Raw genomic sequence first — 21,355 nt, forward strand, 5'->3', positions numbered from 1 at the left:
AAAACGCCCGGCCTTAGCGTCGGGCGTTTTCGTTTATGGGCGAAGGATTTCGCCGAATGCGCGCCGACAGGCTCTTAAGTGACGGAACCCACCGCCAGCAATGGCGACGCGTCAATATCGGTGGCGTCCATCATGTCCGCTACCTTGGCGAGACTGGCCAGGATCAGATATTGCTCCCACTCCGGCAGATTGTCGAAGCGGGAGGTGAACAGTTCCTGCAGCGGCCGGGGGGCGCCGGCCAGCACTTCTTTGCCTTCATCCGTCAGCACCAGATAAATACGCCGCTTGTCCACCGAATCGCGAATGCGCGCCACCAGACTTTTCTTTTCCAGGCGGTCGACAATGCTGGTGACCGTCGCCTGGCTCAGACTGATGTTTTGCGCCACTTGGCTCATCGTTGTATTTCGGGAGTCGCCGATAGACCGAAGAATGAGTAACTGCGGCGCGGTGAGTCCGGTTTCTTTGCCCAATTGCTTGGAGCGGAGGTCTGCTGCACGAATAATCCTTCGTATCAGGACCAATACTTCATCGTGTCGAGTCATGAGTAAAAATTACATCAATGGAAAAACTCATATTATCCTTCATACTTGGTGGGCTATCCACCTTTTAATTTGTGACATAAATATTACATGACAAAATTTTTAAATTGCCTAAAAACAGAAGTATAGATGGATTTGTGCTTTGTGTTTACTTTGTTGTCAAAGTAAATGTGTGCTAATATTGATCAGCTATATGTTTGAACAAACCAAGGAGTTCATATGTGTGGCATATGCGGAGAGATCCGCTTCGACAACCACTCGCCCGATTTAAATTTCATCCGACTCGCCAACGACATTCAAACCCCCCGCGGCCCGGACGCCGAAGGCGTCTTCGCTCAAAACAATATCGCATTCGGCCACCGGCGCCTGAAAATCATGGACCTCTCCGACGCATCCCAGCAGCCTCTATACGATCCTGCGCTGGGCCTGGCGGTGGTGTTCAACGGCGCCATCTATAACCATCGTGAGTTGCGCTCCGAACTGGAGGGACAGGGTTACAAATTCTATTCCGACGGCGACACGGAAGTGGTGTTGAAAGCCTATCACGCCTGGGGCAGGGAGTGCCTGAGCCGCTTCAATGGCATGTTTGCGCTGGCGGTCTGGGAGCGCGATAGCGGCAAGACGTTGCTGGCGCGCGACCGTCTCGGCATCAAGCCGCTTTATTTTCAACATGACGCCAAGGCGCTGCGTTTCGCCTCATTTATGCCGGCGTTGGCGAAAGCTCCGGGTTTCAGCGCGAAGATCAATCCGAAAGCGCTGAACATGTATCTCAACTTCCACTCCGTCACACCAGCGCCTGATACGATTTTCGAAGGCATTTACAAGGTGCAGCCGGGCACCTGGATGGAGCTGGATAAAAGCGGAAACATCAACACGGGCAGCTATTGGAGCCTTACTTTCGGCATGCAGCCCGGCGACGAAGCGATGACGGCGGAAGACTGGCGCGATCGTCTGCTGGAAGCGCTGTTTGCGTCCGTACGCCGCCGCAATAACGCAGCGGTTGAGGTCGGCGTGCTACTTTCCGGTGGCGTCGACAGCAGCCTGCTGGTTGGATTGTTGGCGGAAGTCGTCCCGGACGGATTCCAGACCTTCTCCATTGGCTTTGAAGCTGTGGGCGGGGAAGAGGGAGATGAATTTCATTACTCCGATATCATCGCCAATCATTTCAACACTCGTCATCACAAGATTCAGATCGCATCAGATCGCATGTTCTCGGCGTTGCCGAAAGCTATCGACGCCATGTCAGAGCCCATGGTGAGTCACGACTGCGTGGCGTTCTATCTGTTGTCCCAGGAAGTCAGCAAGTATTGCCGGGTGGTGCAGAGCGGGCAGGGCGCTGATGAAGTGTTTGGCGGCTATCACTGGTATCCGCCTCTGGTGGGCGCGCAAGACCCCTACGCTTGTTATCGCGAAGCGTTTTTCGACCGCAGTTATGAGGAATACAGGCAGACAGTGCAACCCCGCTGGATAGCGCCGGATTACGCCGGCGAATTCGTCAAGCAGCACTTCCTGCGTCCTGGCGCTGATGATCCGGTGGACAAGGCGTTGCGCCTGGATATGAGCGTCATGTTGGTGGATGACCCGGTTAAGCGGGTGGATAACATGACCATGTCCGCCGGGCTGGAGGCGCGGGTGCCGTTCCTTGATCATGAACTGGTGGAGCTGGCGGCGCGTATTCCGTCGCCGCTGAAAGTACGGGATGAAGGCAAATGGATTTTGAAAGAGGCGGCGCGTCGTGTGATTCCTCACCAGGTGATCGACCGCCCCAAAGGCTATTTTCCGGTGCCTGCGCTGAAGTATCTGCGCGGAACCATTCTGGAATGGGTGAAGGAAGCCCTGTCCACGCAAAGCGCACGGGAGCGCGGCCTGTTTGATCAGGCATATGTGGACAACCTGTTGTTGTCGCCCGATATGCACATTACGCCGTTGCGCGGCTCCAAACTCTGGCAGCTTGGCCTGCTGGAGCTCTGGCTGCAGCGCCACAATTTATAACGGTAAGCATTATCAGCCGTGAAGCCCGCAGCGTCACACTGACGTTGCGGTAAGCAACCTCAGGCACGAAAGGTTACATCAATATGGCTATTACACCCCGCCATCATCATGAAAGGATGTTGCGCAAACAAATGCCGTCATATGAATCGCTGCAGGCGGAGCATATACGCACAGACGCGGAAGCGGACGCTCCCAGCAGTGTGAGCGTTCACTGCGGCTGGGGCCGTCTACTGCTGGCTAATACGTTTGAAAGCCCGAAAGAACTGGCGAAGAGTCTGGCGGAAGAATCCACCGGCGATCGCGATATCGCCCTCTACGTAGCGGACCCCCATGTGGTGCTGAGTCATGCGCCGCAGTCTCTGTTTCTGGACCCCTCCGACACCATGCGCTTGTGGATGAGCCAATATCGTCCGCGCACTCGCGCGCTGCCGGGCGTTACCGTTCGACGAGCCAGCAGCACGGTGGATGTGGAGGCGCTGAATGCGATTTTCACCCAGAGAAAAATGGTCTGTGCGCCAGTAGAGCATGTACTCGCGCATCGTCATTCCAAGGATATTGTCTATCTGGTCGCCGAGGCGCTGGGCAGCGGCAAGATCATCGGCACGGTTATGGGCGTGAACCATATCAAAGCGTTTGGCGACCCCAGCAAGGGCTCCAGCCTGTGGTGTCTGGCGGTGTCCCCGGACAGCAAGACCCCGGGCGTCGGCGAGGCGTTGGTGCGTTATCTGGCGGAATACTTTCAGACGCGGGAGTGTCAGTACATGGATCTCAGCGTGTTGCATGATAACTACGAGGCCAAAGCGCTGTACGAAAAGCTCGGGTTTCAGGCCATACGCACCTTCGCGCTGAAAAAGAAGAACGCCATCAACGAGAAACTGTTTGTAGGGCCGGAGCCGTCCGCGAAACTGAATCCGTACGCCAAAATCATCGTCAACGAAGCAATGCGTCGGGGCATTGAAGTGGTGATCGACGATGAGGTCAACAATCTGTTCACCCTCAGCTTCGGCGGTCGTCGCATACGTTGTCATGAGTCTCTCACCGACATGACCACGGCGCTGTCCATGTCGCTATGTCAGAACAAAATGCTGACGCATCGCTCCTGCGCCCGCGCCGGGTTGCGCACCCCCATTTATCAACTGTATCGCTCGCGGGAACAGGCGGAAGAGTTTCTCGCCGATCACGGAGCTGTGGTGGTGAAGCCCCTGGATAGCGAGCAGGGCAAAGGCATTTCCGTGGATGTCCGCAATGTGGACGACCTGCACGCCGCCATTAGCAAGGCGGAGAGCGTTTCCTCATCGGTGCTGCTGGAGACTTATCATCCAGGATTCGACCTGCGGGTGGTGGTGATCGACTTCGATACCGTGGCGGCGGCGATTCGTCGTCCGGCGGAGATTTACGGCAACGGCCGCGACTCTATTCGCACTCTGGTGGAAAAGCAGAGCCGTCGCCGCGCCGCCGCAACGGGAGGGGAAAGCCAGATTCCCATAGATGCGGAAACCGAGCGTTGCATCCGCGAGGCCGGTTACGACTGGGACAGTGTGCTGCCAGTGGAAGCGCATCTGTTTGTGCGTCGCACCGCCAATCTGCATACCGGCGGTACGCTGATTGACGTCACTGACGATCTGCATCCTGAGTTGCGGGCTGCGGCGGAAGAAGCCGCCAGAGCGCTACAGATTCCGGTGGTGGGCATGGACTTCATCGTCAAAGACCACACATCGCCGGATTACGTCATCATTGAAGCCAATGAACGTCCTGGACTGGAAAATCACGCGCCGCAGCCGACGGCGCAACGTTTTATCGATTTGCTGTTCCCGCTGACGCGGAGCGTACGACATGCATCTTAGAGGCGAAGTTATGATAGAAGAGAAAGGCTATACCCTGGACTCTGAGTACCTCACCAAAGTGTTACTCGAATTGCTGGCGATACCTTGCCCTACGGGATTCACCGATGGAGCGGTTGTATATGTATGTGAGCGTTTGAGCGATCTGGGCATCGATTATGAGTTGACCCGGCGCGGCACCATCAAAGGACGATTGCAGGGCAAACTGAATGCGCCGCAACGCGCCGTGGTGACGCATCTGGACACTATCGGCGCCATGGTGCGTGAAATCAAACCCAACGGTCGACTGTGTCTGACGCCGGTGGGGCACTGGTCGAGCCGCTTCGCGGAAGGTTCTCGCGTGACCATATTCAGCGACAGCGGTTGTTTCAGAGGGTCGGTATTGCCTTTGTATGCGGCGGGACATCGCTACAACGAAGAGGTGGATCGCCTCCCTGTCACCTGGGATCACGTGGAAATCCGCGTGGACGAATGCATATACTCGAAAGAAGACGCCTTCAGAATTGGCATTTCCGTTGGCGACTTTGTAGCCTTTGATCCCAATCCGGAATTTCTGCCCAATGGTTTCGTTGTTTCCCGCCATTTGGATAACAAAGCGGGCACCGCCGCGTTGTTGACGGGGTTGAAAGCTATAGTGGAGCACGATCTGCCGCTGGCCATGGATTGTCTGCCGATATTTACCCTGACGGAAGAAATCGGCTCAGGCGTCGGGCATGCGATCGAAGCGGACGTCACTGAGTTTGTCGGCATTGATATCGGTCCGGTGGCGGAAGGTCAGAACGCGAAAGAGCATGGCGTCACCATCGCCATGAAAGATTCCTCGGGGCCATTCGACTGGCATCTGACCCGGCATCTGATTCATCTGTGTCAGGATCATCATATTCCCCATCAGCGCGATGTGTTCCGCTACTACTACAGCGATGCGGTGTCGGCGGTGCAGGCGGGCCATGATATCCGCCATGCGCTGGTGACCTTCGGCACTGACGCCACGCATGGCTACGAACGCACCCATATTGACGCATTGACCGCCATTTCTGATCTGGTGGTGCGATACGCTCAGAGTGAACCGGTGCGTCCGCATGACGCACAGGCGAATATTCCCAAAGAGGACTTCCAGGATCAGATCACCTGGGATGAAATGCAGTTCGGCGGCACCGCCGTGCCGATGGTGAACGAAGTGCTGGGCGAGCGTGAGAAAGGCGGGCGAGGCAAAAAGCAGGTTCTGAAGTAGGCGTTAAAATTTTCCTTTGAGCATGTCGTCCATGTAAGTGTCGAAGACGCCGTCTTTGTCCATTTCCTCCAGGCTGACCGTCAGCAGGGAGGAAAGGCGCTCGCTGTCAGGATGGGCGCGGGAAAATAGAATGAAGCCCTGCGTGCTGGTCAGCGGCTTGGCCAGAGTGGTCAGCAGGTCCGCCATACCGGCGTCGAACTGCTCACGCACGATTCGCCAGCCGGTCATTTCGTCAATAGGGAAGAGGTCAATGCGGCGGCGTAGCAGCTTGCGGAAGTTGATGTCGTCGCGAGCGGTTTCTTCCAACCCGAATACGTTACTGCGGGCTGCGTTCCAGAACTCGTTGGAGTAGGTGTAGCCGATAGTGGCGCCGATCCGGTAAGGCTTCAGGTCGGAGAATTTGCTCCAATTGGGGATTGGGTTGGACTTGAGGTGAAAGAACACCTCGTTATGCCAGGAAACCGGCCCTACCTGATAGAACTCCGCGTTGCGTTCTTCATTGAAAAACCAGAAAGAGCTGGCGTGGACGCGCAAGGTGCGCACTTCCTCATAAGCGCGTTTCCAGGGCAGATAAACAAATTCCACCTTTATGTTTTTGCGCTTAAATGCTTCCCGCACCAGACGGTTGACATAACCGCCATAGGTGGACTTTTCGGTGGCCCAGGGGGAATAGTCGCCTGTGCTGATAGTGATGGTTTCCGCCGCGCTGCAGAAAGTCGCGGCGAGCGTCAGGATGATGCCTCCCAGAAAAGTCGTCACACGTCTATTCATAACATTCAACCCAGCACGCCGAGATGATGGCGCGACTCGGAAGACTGCGCCCGGCTGCTGCGGGAAGTCGAAGGGTCGCTATATTCTAAGCATAGGCCATAGTCGGGAAACCGCTAGGGTCTGTCGATGTTTGGGCGTCGCTGCCGTACGGGACTATCCGCGGGAGAAGGGGCTGACATGTGCAGGCCCTGTCGTTGCAGACAAATAGAAGGAAGCTATTTGTCTGCCTGATTAATAAAGCAGGTTCGGGTGCGAGACTATTTTCCTGTGCTTTCCTGTAACTTTTTCAGCACCCGCGACACCGCGATAAAACCGAAAGTGGCGGTGACCGCCGTGGCGGCGCCGAAGCCGGAAGCGCAGTCCAGACGCGTACTCTCCATGTTCCCCGGTTTGCTCTGGCAGACTTCTCCCTCCGCATCCGGATAGACCTGCTGTTCGGTGGAGAACACCGCCTCCACGCCGAAACGGCGTTGCGGGTTATCGGGAAAGTTGTACTCCTGGCGCAAACGCTTGCGGGTTTTCGCCAGCAGCGGATCGTGATAGGTGCGGCTCAAGTCGCAGGCCTCGATGCGGGTCGGGTCGGTCTGGCCGCCGGCGCCGCCGACGGTGACGAGCTTGATCTTGTTGCGTCGACAGTAGGCGATGATGGCGCATTTATGGCGCACGCTATCGATAGCGTCGATGACGAAGTCATAGCCGCGATCCAGCAGCTCCGCCACATTTTTCTCGGTGACGAATTTAAACTCGGTGCGCACGTTGCATTCTGGATTGATCGCCTTGATACGCTCCGCCATGACATCGGTTTTATTGCGTCCGACGGTGCTTTGCAGGGCGTGAATCTGCCGGTTGGTGTTGGAGACGCAGATGTCGTCCATATCGATCAGGGTGATGGCCCCCACGCCTGAGCGAGCCAGCGCCTCAGCCGCCCAGGAGCCGACGCCGCCAATGCCGATCACGCAGACGTGGGCGTTGCGAAAGCGCTCCAGGGCGCGTTGGCCGTACAGGCGGGCGATGCCCCCGAAACGAAAACTGTAATCTGAATCTGTCATGGCGGTCTGATCCGGGACTAATGCTGAATGAATCCGGCTGGGCGCGCGGGAACCTTGGCGCGGCGCAGGCAAAGCGCGGATTATAAGCGCCATCGGGCAATTTTTCTAAATTTTCCAAGCCCTCATGGGCGGCTCTTTTTTTGCTAATAAGGGCAAGATGATCTTTACTTATCTACAAGATATCGGCAAGAGCGCGCCTAAAATTTCGACTTCATAAGCCAACCAGAGGAAGATTTTGACCACCTGCAAATTGGCTGCTGACGAAAGACAGGTGGAGACCGTTCGCTGGACTCAGCAGTCACATCCAAACAACCGCTATCGTATATGCAGACAACTATAACTGGACTTATACATGACCATTCCCATTCTTATTTGCGATGACTCAGGCGTAGCGCGCAAGCAGATGGCCAAGTCGCTGCCTGCGGGCTGGGATGTTGAGGTCAATTTCGCCGCCAACGGCCAGGAAGCGATTGATATGATTCATCAGGGGCTGGGGGATGTGTTGTTTCTCGACCTCAACATGCCGGTTATGGACGGCTACCAGACGCTTGAAGTGATCAGCAAAGAAGAGTTGCCGACCGTCGTCATTGTCGTATCCGGCGACATTCAGCCCGACGCTAAAAAACGCGTGATTGGGCTTGGCGCTTTCGATTTCATTAAAAAGCCGATCAACAGTGACGAGCTGACGGCGATTCTGCAGAAGACCGGTCTTTATGCCGAAACCGACGAGCCGGCCCAAGCCGCCGCCCCTGCGGTGGATCGCGCCGCCAGTCATCAGGGCTCCATTTCCATGTTCGACGCCTTTCAGGAGGTGGCCAACGTCGCCATGGGGCAGGCGGCCGACCTGCTGGCGCGCTTATTGGACGTATTTGTGCTGTTGCCGATACCGCGGGTGAATCTGCTGGAGATATCCGAACTGCAAATGGCGCTACAGGCGACGGAAGACAATGATACGTATTCCGGCGTGTGTCAGGGTTTTATTGGTTCAGGCATCGCCGGCGAAGCCTTCCTGCTGTTCCATGACTCCAGCTTCAAGGATATGGCGAAGCTGATGCGCTATGACGGCAAACTGAATGAGCTGGTTGAGCTGGAGTTGCTGATGGATGTGTCCTCGGTGCTGATCGGCGCCTGCATCAAAGGCATCGCCGAGCAGCTGGACATCGCCTTCAGCCAGGGACATCCGGTAGTGCTGGGGCAACATGTGAACGTCGGCGATCTGTTGAGCAACAACAACTGGCGCTGGACCAAAACCCTGGCCATTGAAATTTGCTACAGCATTGAGAATTACAACATCAATTGCGATCTGCTGCTGCTTTTTACGGAAGACTCGCTGCCGGTATTTCGCGATAAAGTGGCGTACCTAATATAAGGGCGTACGTAATGTCAGGCGTATGTAATAAAAAAATATAAGGAAAACGATAAATCCATGGCTGAGAATCACTTCGACATTACAGAATTCCACTGGGTAATGGATATGCTCCAGACCATCGATGTCGGGTTGGTGGTGCTGGATTCGGAATACCGCATTAACGTATGGAACAGCTTCATGGAGAACCATAGCGGGCTGCGGCCGCATGTGGTGAAGGATCGTGTGTTGTTTGAGGTCTTCAAGGAGATCCCTGAGGAGTGGTTCAAGCATAAAACCCAATCCGTGTTCCTGCTTAAAAACCGCACTTTCACTACCTGGGAGCAGCGTCCCTTTCTGTTTCGCTTCAAAAACTACCGTCCGATTACCGGGACGGAAGAGTTCATGTACCAGAACATCACCATTACGCCTCTGGTGTCGCCTAACGGCGAGGTGCAGAACATCTGCCTGATCATTTATGACGTCACCGACATCGCCAGTAACCGGCGCCAGTTGGAAGCCGCCAATTCCAAGCTGGAGAAGCTTAGCCGCATCGACCGGCTGACCCAGCTCAACAATCGCGGCTATTGGGAGGAGCAGTTGGTGAAAGAGTATCAGCGGGTGAAGCGCACCAATGAAGCCAGTACGCTGATTATGTTCGATATCGACCACTTTAAGAAGGTCAACGACACTTATGGCCATCCGGCGGGAGATGAAGTGATTCGAGTGGTCTCCGCCGCGTTGCGGGACACCATGCGCAGCACTGATATTGCGGGCCGATACGGCGGCGAAGAATTCAGCGTCATTTTGGTGAATACCGATGGTAAAAACGCGATGAACTTCGCTGAGCGTCTGCGCACCCGTATTGAGAACCTGGAAGTGACCCACGAGGGGCGCGATATCCGTTTCACCATCAGTTTGGGCCTGGCTGAGTTGGATAAAAAGATTAAAGATCATAAAGAATGGATCGAGCGCGCCGACACGGCTTTGTACGCTTCCAAACAGGGTGGACGCAACCGCGCCACGACCTATGAAAAATAACGAGCGAATTCAGCGAACTGCGCGTCCCCAAAGGCTTAGGTCGGAGTTATGATGTGATAAAAAGTCACCGCTAGGGAAAGTGGGCGCTATCAACATTTTTTTGCTTTTAAACGGTCGTTTGGTTAGAGTTTCGGCGGTCGTTTGTCGCGAGAACCAGAAATGAAGGCGTCCCCAAGGAGTCGGTTGAAAAATCCAGCTACCCACCTGCATGCTGAATTGAAAATCAAGCGAGGACTGTTGTCGCGGGAGTGGGTAAAGGTGCAGATTCTGCAATTTTCTGCAGAAGGCATGCTATTGCGCACCGATGAAAACCTTCAGGTCGGAGGCAAGGCGGTTATTTCTCTCAAACTGCCCATGGACTTTGGCGATATCGCCATTAATAAAGTCGAAATCAACGTCAAAGACCGCCAGAAGGTGTGCAGCTGCTTCGACTACGAGGTTGAGTTCAATTTGGGCGGCGGCATGCTGCAGAGCGACAGGGTCCGTAAGGACCTCAAACAGATTGAATCCCTTCTTTCCCGCTACGACTCCCTGATCAATAAAATCCGTAACGGTCCGCTGTCCAGCAATAATCCCGGCTGATCTTTCCCGCCCGTCAACCGGTGCGCGCTCCGCTTCATTCTTACGTAATCCCAAGTCAAAACTGGCGGCTTCCGCTGTTGTCTGAAAAACTTGTAAAGCAAACCATGTTAACCCAGGTTAATGTATGGAGTATGCTAGTCCCGCCAGAGAGTTTAATCGCCGTGGAGGTAAATTTTGGCTAAGCGGACAAAGGACGACAGCAAGCAAAAAACAGCGCCGGCTACCAGAACCAAGCGGTTTCTGAAGCTGGCCGGCATGACGGCGTCCGTGGCGGGCAGTTATGCGGCTGAACGGGTGCGACGGGCCTTCAATGAGGAAGACAAGGAAGAACGTCAGGCTCGCGCCTATGACAAGATGGCCAATCAGATCGCTGATACTCTGGGCGAATTGAAAGGCGCGGTGATGAAAGTGGGGCAGATCGCCTCGCAAACCCAGGACTTTTTGCCCAAAGAGTTTTCTCAGGCGCTGCAGCGCTTGCAAAAAGAAGCGCCGCCCATGGACTATGAGGTGATCGCCAGGCAGGTTGAAAGAGAGCTGGGCGCGCCGCCGGAAGAATTGTTCAAAGAATTCAGCGAGGAGCCCTACGCTGCGGCCTCTATTGGTCAGGTTCACAAGGCCGTCACCTTGGATGGCAAAGAGGTCATCGTCAAGGTGCAGTACCCTGGCGTGGATCGATCCGTGGACTCCGATCTCAAGCAACTTAAGTTGACGCTGAAGTTGGGTGGGCTGCTCAAGCTGCCGAAAGAGAGCGTCGATCAGCTGTTCGAGGAAATTCGCGAGCGCCTTAACGAAGAGCTCGATTATGAGAATGAAGCCCGCAACATTGCGGATTTTCAGCGCTTTCACGCCAAAGACGAAGGCTTGATCATTCCCAGCGTGGTGCGTCAGCTGTCCAGCAAGCGGGTGTTGACGATGGAGTGCGTGGAAGGGGATCACATCAGCGCGGTCAGCGCAGAGGCATATGGCCAGGAGGTCATCAATCTTATCGGTCGACGTCTGTTCCGCATCATGGCGGATCAGTTATTCAAGTTCCACGCGATTCACGGCGACCCGCACGCCGGCAATTTCGCCTTTCGGCCTGACGGCTCCATCATCATGTACGACTTCGGTTGCGTGAAACGCCTGAAGCCGGAAATCGTGCATGCCTATAGCCAGGCGTTGACGGCGGGGCTTAATGCGGACTACGACGCGCTGGACAATTACCTGGTCGACCTGGGTGTCAGAGTGAGCGGAAAGCCGGCGGTGGAGCAGGACTACTACGCGATGTGGCGCGATATCTTCATACGTCCGTTTCGCAGTAAGGATGAAGAGTTCGACTTCGCCAGCTCCAATCTGCATAAGCAAGTGGCCTCCAAGGCGACCACTGTCTTCAAGTACATGGACTTCTTTCAGCCGCCGGTGGAGAGCCTGTTTATCGACAGGATGATCGCTGGCCACTATTGGATGATGATGCGTTTAGGGGTGCAAGCGGCCTTCCGCAAGGAACTGGAAGACTACCTCGATCTTTCCTCAGCCGCCTGACAGGGCGCCAAAAATGGTCACATTCTGCCCTTTTCGGGCGGAATTGTGACGTGGTTTGGGTTTGTAACGCCGTATTTCTCACGGAAAACGAGCTGGCTCAGTGGCAATATAGACGCTCGCGAAAAGCTAAGCGTTGTTGTATTGATAGGGTAGTGAGTTAGTAAGTCCATGTTGAAAAATCTTCGTGAAACACTGATGGGACGAATCGCCGGCGAGAAGCGTTCCAGTAAGCAGGCTGAGGAGAAAAAGGCGGAAGTCAAAGCTCCTCAAGTGGAATTTGAAATGAGCGCACTTGAAGCACTGCGCGTTTCCACAGTGACTCGCCGGGTGTAATAGCCCGCTGAACAAAACAACATAACGCCAAAAGATGTAGCTGAGCGCTTTCTTTTGTGTGAATAGGGACCTGGATGGTCCCTGTTTTTTTTGCCCCCTTTGAAACAAATCTCAAACTTTTTCAAGTATCAGTAATACCCCACAAACCCTGACGCAATGTGGGGGGAATGTTGGAAAGTTTACCCTCAAGCCCTTACACCCGCCTTTAAATCTGTTATATAACAGGGCTTTATTCGCCCGGATTAACAACGTGTCTGTCGTCAATCATCCCGAATGCGCTATCTACCTTGCTGACATCCGCCAGATCGACCCGGATCTTGACGCCCGTTACTGCGCCATGCTGGGTCCCGGGGAAGATGAGCGCCTGTCTTCTTTTCGCTTTCCCGAAGGCCGTTTGAGCTATTTGCTGGGGCGTGCGCTGGTTCGGACTCAATTGGCGGATAGGCTGGGCTGCGAGCCAGCGGGTGTGGCGATCGGTATAAGCGAAAAAGGCAAGCCCTTCCTAAGTGATAGGGAGGCGCCATGGTGTTTCAGCATCGCCCACGCTGGCGCATGGGTGGCGGTGGCGGTCGCCAGGGCTTCGGTGGGGCTTGATCTTGAGCGTGCGGAACAACGTAACGTCAAGGCGCTGGCGCGTCGCTTTTATACAGAGCGGGAATATCAGTGGGTATGCGCGCAGCCGGAAGAGACCCAGGCGCATTGCTTTTTTCGCATCTGGACCTTGAAAGAGGCGGAGGTGAAACGGCGCGGCTCGACCATGTCGGAGCTGCTGTCCGGGGCTCCGTTTGCTCTGCATGACGACTTGGCGGTGGCGGAATTTGCTGAAGGCGCGGCCTGTGGCTATGGGCTGTTTCAATGGCGTGAAGAGCAGTTGCTAGGGGTGGCCCTGAGCGAGCCGCGCCCTATGTGCTTTTTTGAGGGCTTGCCAGGACAGGGCTACGCCCAGGTTGCGCCATGTCTCCTGGCTGGTTCAGAAAACTGGCGACATCAATAATAGAAAGAGAGTGGATACTAATAATGTCAGAATACTCAACACTTAGCGTTACACAGGAAGGCGGCGTCGCCGTCATTGAATTGAATCGTCCCGATAAGGCCAACGCGCTGAACATGGCGATGTGGGAAGAAATCGGACTGGCGTTTCGCCGGGCGGATCAGGAAAGCACGGTGCGGGTGGTGGTGCTGCGCGGCGCGGGTAAGCATTTCTGCTCAGGTATCGACTTGATGGATTTCGCTTCCGTGATGACGGGCAAGGAAAAGTGCGACGGCCGTCGTCGTGAAGAGCTGCGCCGTCTGATTCTCAAACTACAGGGGTGTCTTTCCGCTATTGAAGAATGCCGTAAGCCTGTGCTGGCGGCTCTGCACGGCGGTTGTATCGGCGGCGGCGTGGACATGGTGGCCAGCTGCGATATGCGCTACATCTCTGCGGAAGGCTATCTACAGATCAAGGAGATAGATATCGGCATGACGGCGGATGTGGGTACGCTACAAAGGTTGCCTCATATCATCGGCGATGGCGTCATGCGGGAGCTGGCGTATACCGGCCGCAAAGTCGATGCGGAAGAGGCGCGGGCCATCGGTTTGGTCAATCGTGTTTATGAGTCGCCGGAAGCCTTGATGGCGGGCGTCATGGAAACCGCTCAGGTGATCGCCGGCAAGTCGCCCTTGGCGATTCGCGGCACGAAAGAGATGATCAAGTACACTCGCGATCACAGTGTCGCAGACAGTCTGAATTACGTCGCTACCTGGAATGCGGCGATGTTGATCAGTGAGGATATTCAGGAAGCCATGATGGCGCAGATGCAGAAACGGGAGCCCAAATTCAGGGACTAGCCGGCGGTAGATGAAGGGGAGGATGATCCTCCCCTGAAATGATAAGCCTTACTTTTTGTTCCCGCGTCTCGGTCTTTCTTCGTTGATCTTCAGGAACATATCCCGCGCTCTGACGCCCAGGTCAGGGTTGTCCGTGAAAAATCCGCTCACTCCAAGGCCCAGCATTTGAATGGCTTCGCCAGTCAGCGTCTGCGGCTCATCGTTCGGGTGTAAGGTCAGGAACTGTTCTTCCACGCGTAGCGTGTAAGGGTGAATCTCCAGCCCGTTCGCCAGGGCTTCCTGTAAGAAGGGATGCACGCCGCCGGTCAGCTTGCTGCCGACTTCCGCCACGCCGTCGCCGTTGGTGTCCTGCTTTTCGTCAAGACTGGCGCGTAGCAGGAAACTGTTCTTCCAGGGACCGACGCCCTCTGCGTAGTTATCCGCAATAAACTTGACTGTTTTCGGGGTGACCAGTTTGCCGTAACCGGTGGTATCGGTGACGCCGCCTTCGATCAGCTCATTCAACTCGCCATAGATTGTCGCCACGTCCGCGCCGTGTTTCGCGTTGTAGTACATGTCGTAGGGGCGGGAGAAGTTGCTGGCGGGCTGCACATAGATATCGTCAAAGTCGCCATACAACTGCACCAGCGGCAAATCCACGTTGTTGCTCGGCATGATGTCCTTTTGCAACTCCATCAGGTTCTCAACCTCGAAAGACTGGATATAAACCCGCGTGGGATCGGTGAAGTTTTCGCTGACCAGGGTTTCGATCAGCTTGCGGCCGAGGGACATGTTAATTTTGCCGCCCCCCAGAAACTCGCCTTCTTTGGCGAAGTAGGTGGGGTGCTTGGTTTCTGGATAGATGCCGACTTTTTTGCCGGTATTGTGTTCGATCAGACGCACCATGCCAATGATTTCTTCCAGCGTGGGAATCGCGAATTTGCCGTCAAAACGGGTATTACGGGGACGCACATCTGGAATGCGCTCTTTGGCGCGCAAGGTTTTGATTTCCGCCAGGGTGAAGTCTTCGCTGAACCAGCCGGTCATGGCGACGCCATCTATCATCTTGGTGGCTTTGCGGTCAGCGAATTCAGGGTGGTCCGCTACGTCAGTGGAGCCGCCCAGTTCGTTTTCATGGCGGGCGATCAGGTGGCCGTCTTTGGTCGGTACGAGGTCAGGTTCGATAAAATCCGCGCCCTGGCGAATGGCCAGCCAGTAGCTGGCGAGCGTGTGCTCAGGACGGTATCCGGGGGCGCCTCGATGGCCGATGACGATAGGGTGGTCGGCGGCTGCGGTGACGACCGTAGGTTGCTTGGCCTGCGCTGCGGTAGCTCCTGCGCTGAGCGCGGCCGCGGCGATCCAGGGTAGACACTTCGGCCAAGTGAAATACTGTTTCATCGTTATATCCCTAATTAGATTTCTCATTCACAATCAGTAGAGTACAAACTAATCGAAGAAAATGACAGTTTAAGGTCACGCTATTTTTAGCCGCTTAAAGCCATCGTCAGCAAGTTTCAATTTGGTCATGAAAACCAGGTTTGCAGGCGTTTACAGACGCTCTTCAAGCGCTCTCAGAGGCTTTCATGGCGACGGCCAGCCGCCGTTTTGGGTGCGCTTTACGGAAATTTAATGCGCCTTTTTACAAGGGGAAGATATTGAACGTTGCGTTTGGATCGACGAGGCGGCGTTGACTTGTAAAAACGGACATTGTTTTCAAGGAAAGGTAGAACAAAAAACGGGGCCAAAGGCCCCTAATGACATCGTTGGGAAAAGACGGTTAAGAGGGCCCCTCAGGGCTCAGAAAATCTGCTTGCTCATGACGTTGGAGAAGTCGCTCTCAATGCCTGAGGTGTCCACCACGGTGACTGCGAAGTAGTGAACGCCGCTGTCCAGCTCACTGAATGTGTATTCGGTCGAGTCAGGCTGCGCTTCCACGCTGGCGCCCCAGGAACCATCTTCGGTGGTGTGATAAATACGATAAGCGGAAATGTCCTGCTGAGGCAGTGCGCTGCCGTCCTCACGGGAACTCGGCGCGCTCCAGGCCAGGCGCACGCTGCGGTCAACCGTCAAAGACAGTGTCGCGCCGCTGCTGGTTACTGATCCGGTGGCGTTGCTGATGATGACGTCATAAACGCCTGCGTCGTTGTCGTCCAGGTTTGACAGGCTCAGATAAGACTGTACGGCGTCAGCGATGATTGCGCCGTCTTTACGCCATTGGTAGTTCAACGCGCCGCTGCCTGATGCGCTGACGTTGAGCGTCACGTCGCCGCCTTTGTCTGCGCTCTGCGAAACAGGTTGCAGGCTGATCGCGATATCCAGTTCAACACTGTTTTCCTGGCTGGCGTCCTGAGAGTCGTTCTGGACCTGATCTTGTTGGTCTGTCTGTTGTGTATCCTGCTGAGTTTGTGTGGAAGAGCCGGAGCTGGCCTGGCTGTTATCCACTGTATTGTCGTCAGTAGTCGTTGTGTTGGTGGCGTCCGTTTGAGTAGATGTTTGCGAGCTGGAGTCAGACGCCGAGCTTGTATCTTCCGCTTCTGAAGATGAGGTTCCTTGAACTGAGACGGAGCCGTTGTCGGAACTTTCACCCGCCGCCCCGCCGCCGCAGCCATGTAACGCCAGCGTCGCGGCTAAAATCGCGGTGGACAGTAATCTGGTTTGGGTGGTTTGAGCAGCCATCGGTCACTTCCTTCGTTATATGTCAACTTATGATCAATAGTAGATGGCTATAAATGAAAAAGACTGTAAAACGTCACACGTGGCGCACTGAAATCGTCAAAAAAATGGCGAATTGGGCTGAATCTTGAACTTTGTATGAAAAGTGTGCGGTTCCTCTCAGTTTGTGAGAGCCGGAAAGAGTCCGAGAAAGGAAAAAGAGCGAGGATCGAATAGTCCAATGCGCGGATGTACGTTCTGATAGCTATCGAGTAAAGTGGCCGGCCCTCGCAATCGCTAACATGGCGAGCGGCTCAGACGAGCGTTGTCGTTATCTTTACCTTTACTTTACTTAACTTAGGGATGAGCGCCTCCATGAACCTCTATGAACAATATCTTGCGCCCTGGCTGACGGACTGGACCGATTGGGCGTTGCTGGCGTGCGGCGTCTATACGGTTATATTTGGGATGTTTGAGATGTTCTGGCGGCGGACAAGGGCGTATGATTATTTGTCTACTGCAAACTTTGTCCTGCTTCTGTTACTGCAATTCCTGTTACCTGTAATGGCCGTCTGGGGCGCTGAATTTGTACAGCCAGGGCTGGTTTTCATGGCGATATACACGGCGCTCTTTTTTATCAGCACCTCTCATGTAAACGAGGGCGGAATCGCTTTTATGATCCACCTCCAACTATTGATGGTAATCCTTCCCCTCGCGATTCTGATCCGGGTGATCCGGTTTATTTGGATGCTGTTTTAAGGGAGAACAGGGAGTAGAAAGGCCCTCATCCGAGGGCCTTTTGCGTATTATTCATTGCTAAGCACAATCAACGTAAGCTTTCTATCAAGCTTTCACATTCGCTGGCGCTGATATTTTCACCGCAGACCGGGATTTGATTTTGCGGTTTGCCGTTGGCGATGTCGTTTACCAAGGTGTTGCCGAGAACGTGGTTGACGGCGTTGAGGTTGTAGCCGTTGTCCTGCTCCGCCATCCAGAAGAAAACGCCGGCGAAACCGTTGTCTTTGGCGTACTGCGCTTTTAGTGCGGCGGTTCTCGGCGACTCTATCGTGATGAAGGAGCCGATGGCGGGCTGTACGAGATAGTCGGCGTTGGAGGCTTTGTCGGTGTACAGCTTATACCCGTTGTAGGGACGCAACGACGGATCAAGGAAGCTCTGATACATGTCGTAGCCTTCCAGAACACCGGCTTCCCAGCTGCCGTATCCGGCGATGGCGAGAATGAAATTGGTCGTTCCCGGCGCCTGATTCGGCTGGTGAGCAGTCGCGCCGGCGATTCCGTCGCTGTACTCAGTGATGTCCGCCGCGCTGTTAAGGCGCTTGGCGCGATGATAATTCGCCACACCGACCATCAGTTTATTATTGGGAACGCCTTTGCTTTGCAGATAAGACATCGCTGTGGTGACCGAGGTATTGGCGGATGAGCCCTGAGCGCTCGGATTGACCTGCATGGGCGTATGATTGCTCAATTCGCGCTCCCAGGCGCCGGTCAGGTCGTAAGTCATCACATACAGGCGGTCCATATAAGGATGCGCGGCGGGCCAGTCGATCAGGTCGAGACGACCGGTTCCTGCAGGGATTGCGGAAGACAGGCGATACTGCTTGCCGGTTTTCCGCCCCAGCCAGTCCATGCCTGCGCGAATTTCCTTCAACAGGCGCACATAATTGGCGGCGTCTTCCGGTCTGTCCGCGTCGGGAACGGCGCCGTCGGAGGCGGGGTACTCCCAGTCAATATCGATGCCGTCAAAGTCGAAGCGTTGCAAGAAGTGAATCAGAGAGTCGACGAAGGCTTTGCGTCTGGCGTCATCCCGCGACATCCAGCCGAAGCCTTCGGACAAGGTCCAACCGCCGACGGAGAGATCCAGCTTCAGATGCGGATTTTCTTTTCTCAGTTTATAGAGCACGCCGAATACGCCGCCGACGCTCGCCGGCTCCAGTTCATACATGCTTTCTGTACCGGTTACGCCGCCGGGAACGCCTACGTTGCGCACGAAAGCCGCTTCGAAATCGGCGATGGCCATGGCGCCGTCAGGCAGGTTGCTTTGATTGCAGGTGCGATTCACCGCCGCGGGAGCGGAAGTGGGGAAGCCCGGGTCCTGAGTGTCGGAGGCGTCGGGATAACAGATGCCGGAAAAGCCGTAGACGATGCGATGCAGGTTTTTCACTGGAAGCTTGGTGAAATCATAGCGACGACCGTAAATCACCCAGTCGCCGATATAGGTGACAATTTCCGTTCCTGCGCGCAGGGAGTAGGTATTGTGTTGCAACGGCACGGTTCCGGGAGGCAGTTTGGAGACTCTGGCTCCGTTGTCTGCGTCGAAGCCGGGATGATCCCCTCCTGGATCGGTGGACGGAACTGAAGAGCGCGGCGTACCGGTGGATGGCGTATTGGAGATGCGCGCCGCGCCGATGACGCCGCCAGGGAAGGTGACCCCTGCGTTGGGGTTGCCGTCGACAGGTTGCGGATCGCCATAATCGATGTCGTTGGGAATAGGCACTGGGCATAAACTGTCATCGGGGACCCCCACCAGTTTCCAGCGATCAGGGTAAGTAGGATCATTGGGAGGAATGCCCCAAACATCTACCTGGGCCTGGTAAACGCCGCCTTGATAAGCCGCCACGGCTCCGGTCCGATAGACTTTGCTGGCGTTCCATGCGCTGGCGCAGAATGGCGTATCCGGTCCTGGTCCGGGATCATCTGGGTCGTCGGGATCGTCTGTTCCGCAAGGTCCTATTAAGGTCCAGGCGGAACTCCAGCTACTGCCGACGCCAGGCTCATACGCCCAGGCGGCGGCGGATGAGCACCAGCCGGGGACGTCGCAGCGATAGTCGTTACCAATATTCTGCACGACTTGTCCTGCGCTGTAGGCGGTTCCGGCGGAATATTGCGGAGCGTCACAGGCGCTGGGGTCATCATCGGGGCCTCCATCGTCGGGTGGCGAATCGCCGTCGCAGGCGCCGAGCCCGTTCCAGGCCTGCTCCCAGGCCCAGCCTACGCCGGGTTCATAGGCTCCGCCCAATCCGCACCAGCCGCTGACGTTGCAGCGGTAAGCATTGTCGTGATGCTGGCGAATGGCGCCGGCGCCGATAGCGCCGGTTTCAAAAGGAGCTACGTCTGTGCAGTCATAAGCGTAGCTGTTGGCGGCGATGGTCCAAACGCCGCCAGCTAAGAGGGTGGCCAATAGCTTCTTCATGGTCCATTTCTCTCGTGTGGTTGGTTAACAATCCTGGGTCAGCCAACTGTCATACCACCAAAATGGCTTCGCCAAGCGGTGGCCGAGCGCACCCGTGCTGGACCGGCGCACGGTCAGTTTTGGTGGGCCGGATTCGTCGCGGGGAGCAAGGAATCCGGCCCGGTACTGCAGAGGTTCTTTATAGTAGTTGGTGAGTTTTTAACCTTTTTTCCCGTTGTTGGCAATAGGCCGGTTGGAAGAAGAAAATAGCCGCTAAAATAGAGGGTTATGCGATTTTGTCGGAGAAGCCTTTAACCGTCTTTGCCGGCTTGGGCGTCAACGTGCAACAAACCGGCTTTTCCCCAATTACTGTCGTCATAGTCCTGCAAAAATATGGTGACCGACTCCGGTTTTACGCCGTAGCTGGTCACAAAGGCGTCGGTAATCTTTTTCACCAACTCCCGTTTCTGCTCCAAGGACCGGCCGGGGGATTGCGCGATGGTGACGACGGGCATAATTGTCTCCTGCAAATATATGAATGGAAGGATGGATGCGTCAGCTTTGTTGTCTGGCCAGCGAGGCAGGACGCCACCAGAGTTTGGAGACCATCAAGAAATTACCGAAGATGATGACGCCAACGCCGGAGAACGTTGTGGCGTCCCATCGATAGTCTTCAAACAGGGTGGAGATAAGGATAGCGACGACCGGAAAAGCCACCATGCAATACGCGGCTTTGTTGATGCCGATCTTATTCACCAGAGTCAGATAGATCGTAAAGCCGAGCACTGACGCGAAAATAGCCAAATACAACAGGCTAAAAATATATTGGGAAGTGAAGCTGAACCTGAGCGGCGTGTCGGTGGCGAATACGGCGATTAACAGCACCATGGCGCCGTAAGCCATTGAATAGCCATTTCCGGTGAGCGGCGTGATGCCCTTGGCTCCGTTGCGCACAGAGACCATGTTGCCCAGCGAAAAGATCAGTGTGCCCAGTAAGGCGAACAACATGCCGGTGAAAAAATCCGCGCCGAAGTTTTGTTGCGTCAGCTCCCGCCAAAACAAAAGCACAATGCCGACAATGCCGAAAGCGATGCCGATAAACTCGCTTTGCGAAGTGCTCTGACGCAGAAACAGCCAGCGGTTGATGCTGTTGAACAGCAATACGGTGGAGAAAATGATCGCAACGATGCCGCTGGGGATGTATTGGGTGGCGTGATAGAAACACAGAAAGTTCAGGGAAAAAAAGCATAACCCCTGCCCGGCGAACCAAAGGTGGTCGACAGGCTGCGTTTTCTGGATCTTCTTAAGTAGAAACAAGGTGGGCAGCAGCAATAATGCGGCGATGGCGAAGCGATAGAAAATGGAAGTCAGAATGGGAACTTCGCCTAACTGCATGTGGATAGCGATCCATGACGTGCCCCACAGCAGAATGCAGGCGATATATAAAAAAGCGGTCATA

Annotated in this window: 19 protein-coding genes; 11 read left to right on the forward strand and 8 right to left on the reverse strand. The window is 55.1% G+C overall.

Annotation, left to right across the window (positions count from 1 at the left end):
* Nucleotides 1-74 precede the first annotated feature (74 nt).
* Entirely contained in the window at nt 75-542 is a 468-nt protein-coding gene (locus HCH_RS07495; protein WP_011395580.1) for a MarR family winged helix-turn-helix transcriptional regulator, read from the reverse strand.
* 216 nt (nt 543-758) lie between these two features.
* Here HCH_RS07495 and HCH_RS07500 point away from each other — a divergent pair, with 216 nt between their 5' ends.
* The 3 genes from HCH_RS07500 (at nt 759) to HCH_RS07510 (ending at nt 5,603) form a co-directional block, all read left to right on the forward strand.
* Nucleotides 759-2,531: an N-acetylglutaminylglutamine amidotransferase gene (locus tag HCH_RS07500; protein ID WP_011395581.1), complete on the forward strand. Its 1,773-nt coding sequence runs from the start codon at nt 759-761 to the stop codon at nt 2,529-2,531.
* An 83-nt stretch (nt 2,532-2,614) separates the two neighbouring features.
* On the forward strand, nt 2,615-4,375 hold the full coding sequence (gene ngg / locus HCH_RS07505; protein ID WP_011395582.1) for an N-acetylglutaminylglutamine synthetase: 1,761 nt from the start codon (nt 2,615-2,617) through the stop codon (nt 4,373-4,375).
* 10 nt (nt 4,376-4,385) lie between these two features.
* Nucleotides 4,386-5,603 carry an osmoprotectant NAGGN system M42 family peptidase gene (locus HCH_RS07510; protein WP_011395583.1) on the forward strand — a complete coding sequence of 406 codons (1,218 nt, stop codon included), beginning with the start codon at nt 4,386-4,388 and terminating at the stop codon, nt 5,601-5,603.
* 3 nt (nt 5,604-5,606) lie between these two features.
* Here HCH_RS07510 and HCH_RS07515 read toward each other — a convergent pair whose 3' ends face one another.
* Together HCH_RS07515 and tcdA are read right to left on the reverse strand one after the other, a co-directional pair.
* Nucleotides 5,607-6,374, reverse strand: a complete 768-nt coding sequence (locus HCH_RS07515) for a substrate-binding periplasmic protein (RefSeq protein WP_011395584.1) — start codon at nt 6,372-6,374, stop codon at nt 5,607-5,609.
* Nucleotides 6,375-6,631: 257 nt separating this feature from the next.
* Entirely contained in the window at nt 6,632-7,423 is a 792-nt protein-coding gene (gene tcdA, locus HCH_RS07520) for a tRNA cyclic N6-threonylcarbamoyladenosine(37) synthase TcdA (protein ID WP_041599330.1), read from the reverse strand.
* A gap of 352 nt (nt 7,424-7,775) precedes the next feature.
* Here tcdA and HCH_RS07525 point away from each other — a divergent pair, with 352 nt between their 5' ends.
* The 7 genes from HCH_RS07525 (at nt 7,776) to HCH_RS07550 (ending at nt 14,075) form a co-directional block, all read left to right on the forward strand.
* Nucleotides 7,776-8,792: a response regulator gene (locus tag HCH_RS07525; RefSeq protein WP_011395587.1), complete on the forward strand. Its 1,017-nt coding sequence runs from the start codon at nt 7,776-7,778 to the stop codon at nt 8,790-8,792.
* A 57-nt stretch (nt 8,793-8,849) separates the two neighbouring features.
* Nucleotides 8,850-9,809 carry a sensor domain-containing diguanylate cyclase gene (locus HCH_RS07530; protein ID WP_041598496.1) on the forward strand — a complete coding sequence of 320 codons (960 nt, stop codon included), beginning with the start codon at nt 8,850-8,852 and terminating at the stop codon, nt 9,807-9,809.
* A gap of 183 nt (nt 9,810-9,992) precedes the next feature.
* The gene (locus tag HCH_RS07535) at nt 9,993-10,391 is read left to right on the forward strand and encodes a hypothetical protein (RefSeq protein WP_041598497.1); all 399 of its coding nucleotides are present in this window, start codon (nt 9,993-9,995) and stop codon (nt 10,389-10,391) included.
* A gap of 174 nt (nt 10,392-10,565) precedes the next feature.
* The gene (locus tag HCH_RS07540; RefSeq protein ID WP_011395590.1) at nt 10,566-11,912 is read left to right on the forward strand and encodes an ABC1 kinase family protein; all 1,347 of its coding nucleotides are present in this window, start codon (nt 10,566-10,568) and stop codon (nt 11,910-11,912) included.
* 168 nt (nt 11,913-12,080) lie between these two features.
* Nucleotides 12,081-12,245 (forward strand): hypothetical protein, encoded by a 165-nt coding sequence (locus HCH_RS34155; RefSeq protein ID WP_011395591.1) that lies wholly within the window; start codon nt 12,081-12,083, stop codon nt 12,243-12,245.
* A gap of 250 nt (nt 12,246-12,495) precedes the next feature.
* Complete coding sequence (locus HCH_RS32190) at nt 12,496-13,239, forward strand: 4'-phosphopantetheinyl transferase family protein (protein ID WP_011395592.1); 744 nt, start codon at nt 12,496-12,498, stop codon at nt 13,237-13,239.
* A gap of 23 nt (nt 13,240-13,262) precedes the next feature.
* Entirely contained in the window at nt 13,263-14,075 is an 813-nt protein-coding gene (locus HCH_RS07550) for a crotonase/enoyl-CoA hydratase family protein (protein ID WP_011395593.1), read from the forward strand.
* Nucleotides 14,076-14,123: 48 nt separating this feature from the next.
* Here the strand turns inward: HCH_RS07550 and HCH_RS07555 are convergent, their stop codons facing one another.
* Both HCH_RS07555 and HCH_RS07560 read right to left on the reverse strand, forming a co-directional pair.
* Nucleotides 14,124-15,452: a glycerophosphodiester phosphodiesterase family protein gene (locus HCH_RS07555; RefSeq protein ID WP_011395594.1), complete on the reverse strand. Its 1,329-nt coding sequence runs from the start codon at nt 15,450-15,452 to the stop codon at nt 14,124-14,126.
* Nucleotides 15,453-15,851: 399 nt separating this feature from the next.
* A complete protein-coding gene (locus HCH_RS07560) occupies nt 15,852-16,730 on the reverse strand; it encodes an immunoglobulin domain-containing protein (RefSeq protein ID WP_011395596.1) in 879 nt (292 codons plus the stop codon).
* 351 nt (nt 16,731-17,081) lie between these two features.
* Between HCH_RS07560 and HCH_RS07565 the strand changes: the two genes are divergently transcribed.
* Nucleotides 17,082-17,465 carry a hypothetical protein gene (locus HCH_RS07565; protein WP_011395597.1) on the forward strand — a complete coding sequence of 128 codons (384 nt, stop codon included), beginning with the start codon at nt 17,082-17,084 and terminating at the stop codon, nt 17,463-17,465.
* Nucleotides 17,466-17,532: 67 nt separating this feature from the next.
* On the opposite strand, the gene HCH_RS07570 is transcribed toward HCH_RS07565, so the two are convergent.
* From HCH_RS07570 to HCH_RS07580, 3 genes are all read right to left on the reverse strand, one after another.
* Nucleotides 17,533-19,917: a glycosyl hydrolase family 18 protein gene (locus HCH_RS07570; protein ID WP_011395598.1), complete on the reverse strand. Its 2,385-nt coding sequence runs from the start codon at nt 19,915-19,917 to the stop codon at nt 17,533-17,535.
* 290 nt (nt 19,918-20,207) lie between these two features.
* Nucleotides 20,208-20,411, reverse strand: coding sequence for a tautomerase family protein (locus HCH_RS07575; RefSeq protein WP_011395599.1), 204 nt, complete (start codon nt 20,409-20,411; stop codon nt 20,208-20,210).
* Nucleotides 20,412-20,451: 40 nt separating this feature from the next.
* Nucleotides 20,452-21,354, reverse strand: coding sequence for a DMT family transporter (locus HCH_RS07580; RefSeq protein WP_011395600.1), 903 nt, complete (start codon nt 21,352-21,354; stop codon nt 20,452-20,454).
* Nucleotide 21,355: the final 1 nt, after the last annotated feature.

The organism is Hahella chejuensis KCTC 2396 (assembly GCF_000012985.1).
Classification (GTDB): Bacteria; Pseudomonadota; Gammaproteobacteria; order Pseudomonadales; family Oleiphilaceae; genus Hahella; species Hahella chejuensis.

Coding starts and splice junctions, on each gene's coding strand:
- HCH_RS07495 (WP_011395580.1), bottom strand. CDS start 542: ATGACTCGACACGATGAAGTATTGGTCCTGATACGAAGGATTATTCGT.
- HCH_RS07500 (WP_011395581.1), top strand. CDS start 759: ATGTGTGGCATATGCGGAGAGATCCGCTTCGACAACCACTCGCCCGAT.
- ngg (WP_011395582.1), top strand. CDS start 2,615: ATGGCTATTACACCCCGCCATCATCATGAAAGGATGTTGCGCAAACAA.
- HCH_RS07510 (WP_011395583.1), top strand. CDS start 4,386: ATGATAGAAGAGAAAGGCTATACCCTGGACTCTGAGTACCTCACCAAA.
- HCH_RS07515 (WP_011395584.1), bottom strand. CDS start 6,374: ATGAATAGACGTGTGACGACTTTTCTGGGAGGCATCATCCTGACGCTC.
- tcdA (WP_041599330.1), bottom strand. CDS start 7,423: ATGACAGATTCAGATTACAGTTTTCGTTTCGGGGGCATCGCCCGCCTG.
- HCH_RS07525 (WP_011395587.1), top strand. CDS start 7,776: ATGACCATTCCCATTCTTATTTGCGATGACTCAGGCGTAGCGCGCAAG.
- HCH_RS07530 (WP_041598496.1), top strand. CDS start 8,850: ATGGCTGAGAATCACTTCGACATTACAGAATTCCACTGGGTAATGGAT.
- HCH_RS34155 (WP_011395591.1), top strand. CDS start 12,081: ATGTTGAAAAATCTTCGTGAAACACTGATGGGACGAATCGCCGGCGAG.
- HCH_RS07550 (WP_011395593.1), top strand. CDS start 13,263: ATGTCAGAATACTCAACACTTAGCGTTACACAGGAAGGCGGCGTCGCC.
- HCH_RS07555 (WP_011395594.1), bottom strand. CDS start 15,452: ATGAAACAGTATTTCACTTGGCCGAAGTGTCTACCCTGGATCGCCGCG.
- HCH_RS07560 (WP_011395596.1), bottom strand. CDS start 16,730: ATGGCTGCTCAAACCACCCAAACCAGATTACTGTCCACCGCGATTTTA.
- HCH_RS07565 (WP_011395597.1), top strand. CDS start 17,082: ATGAACCTCTATGAACAATATCTTGCGCCCTGGCTGACGGACTGGACC.
- HCH_RS07570 (WP_011395598.1), bottom strand. CDS start 19,917: ATGAAGAAGCTATTGGCCACCCTCTTAGCTGGCGGCGTTTGGACCATC.
- HCH_RS07575 (WP_011395599.1), bottom strand. CDS start 20,411: ATGCCCGTCGTCACCATCGCGCAATCCCCCGGCCGGTCCTTGGAGCAG.
- HCH_RS07580 (WP_011395600.1), bottom strand. CDS start 21,354: ATGACCGCTTTTTTATATATCGCCTGCATTCTGCTGTGGGGCACGTCA.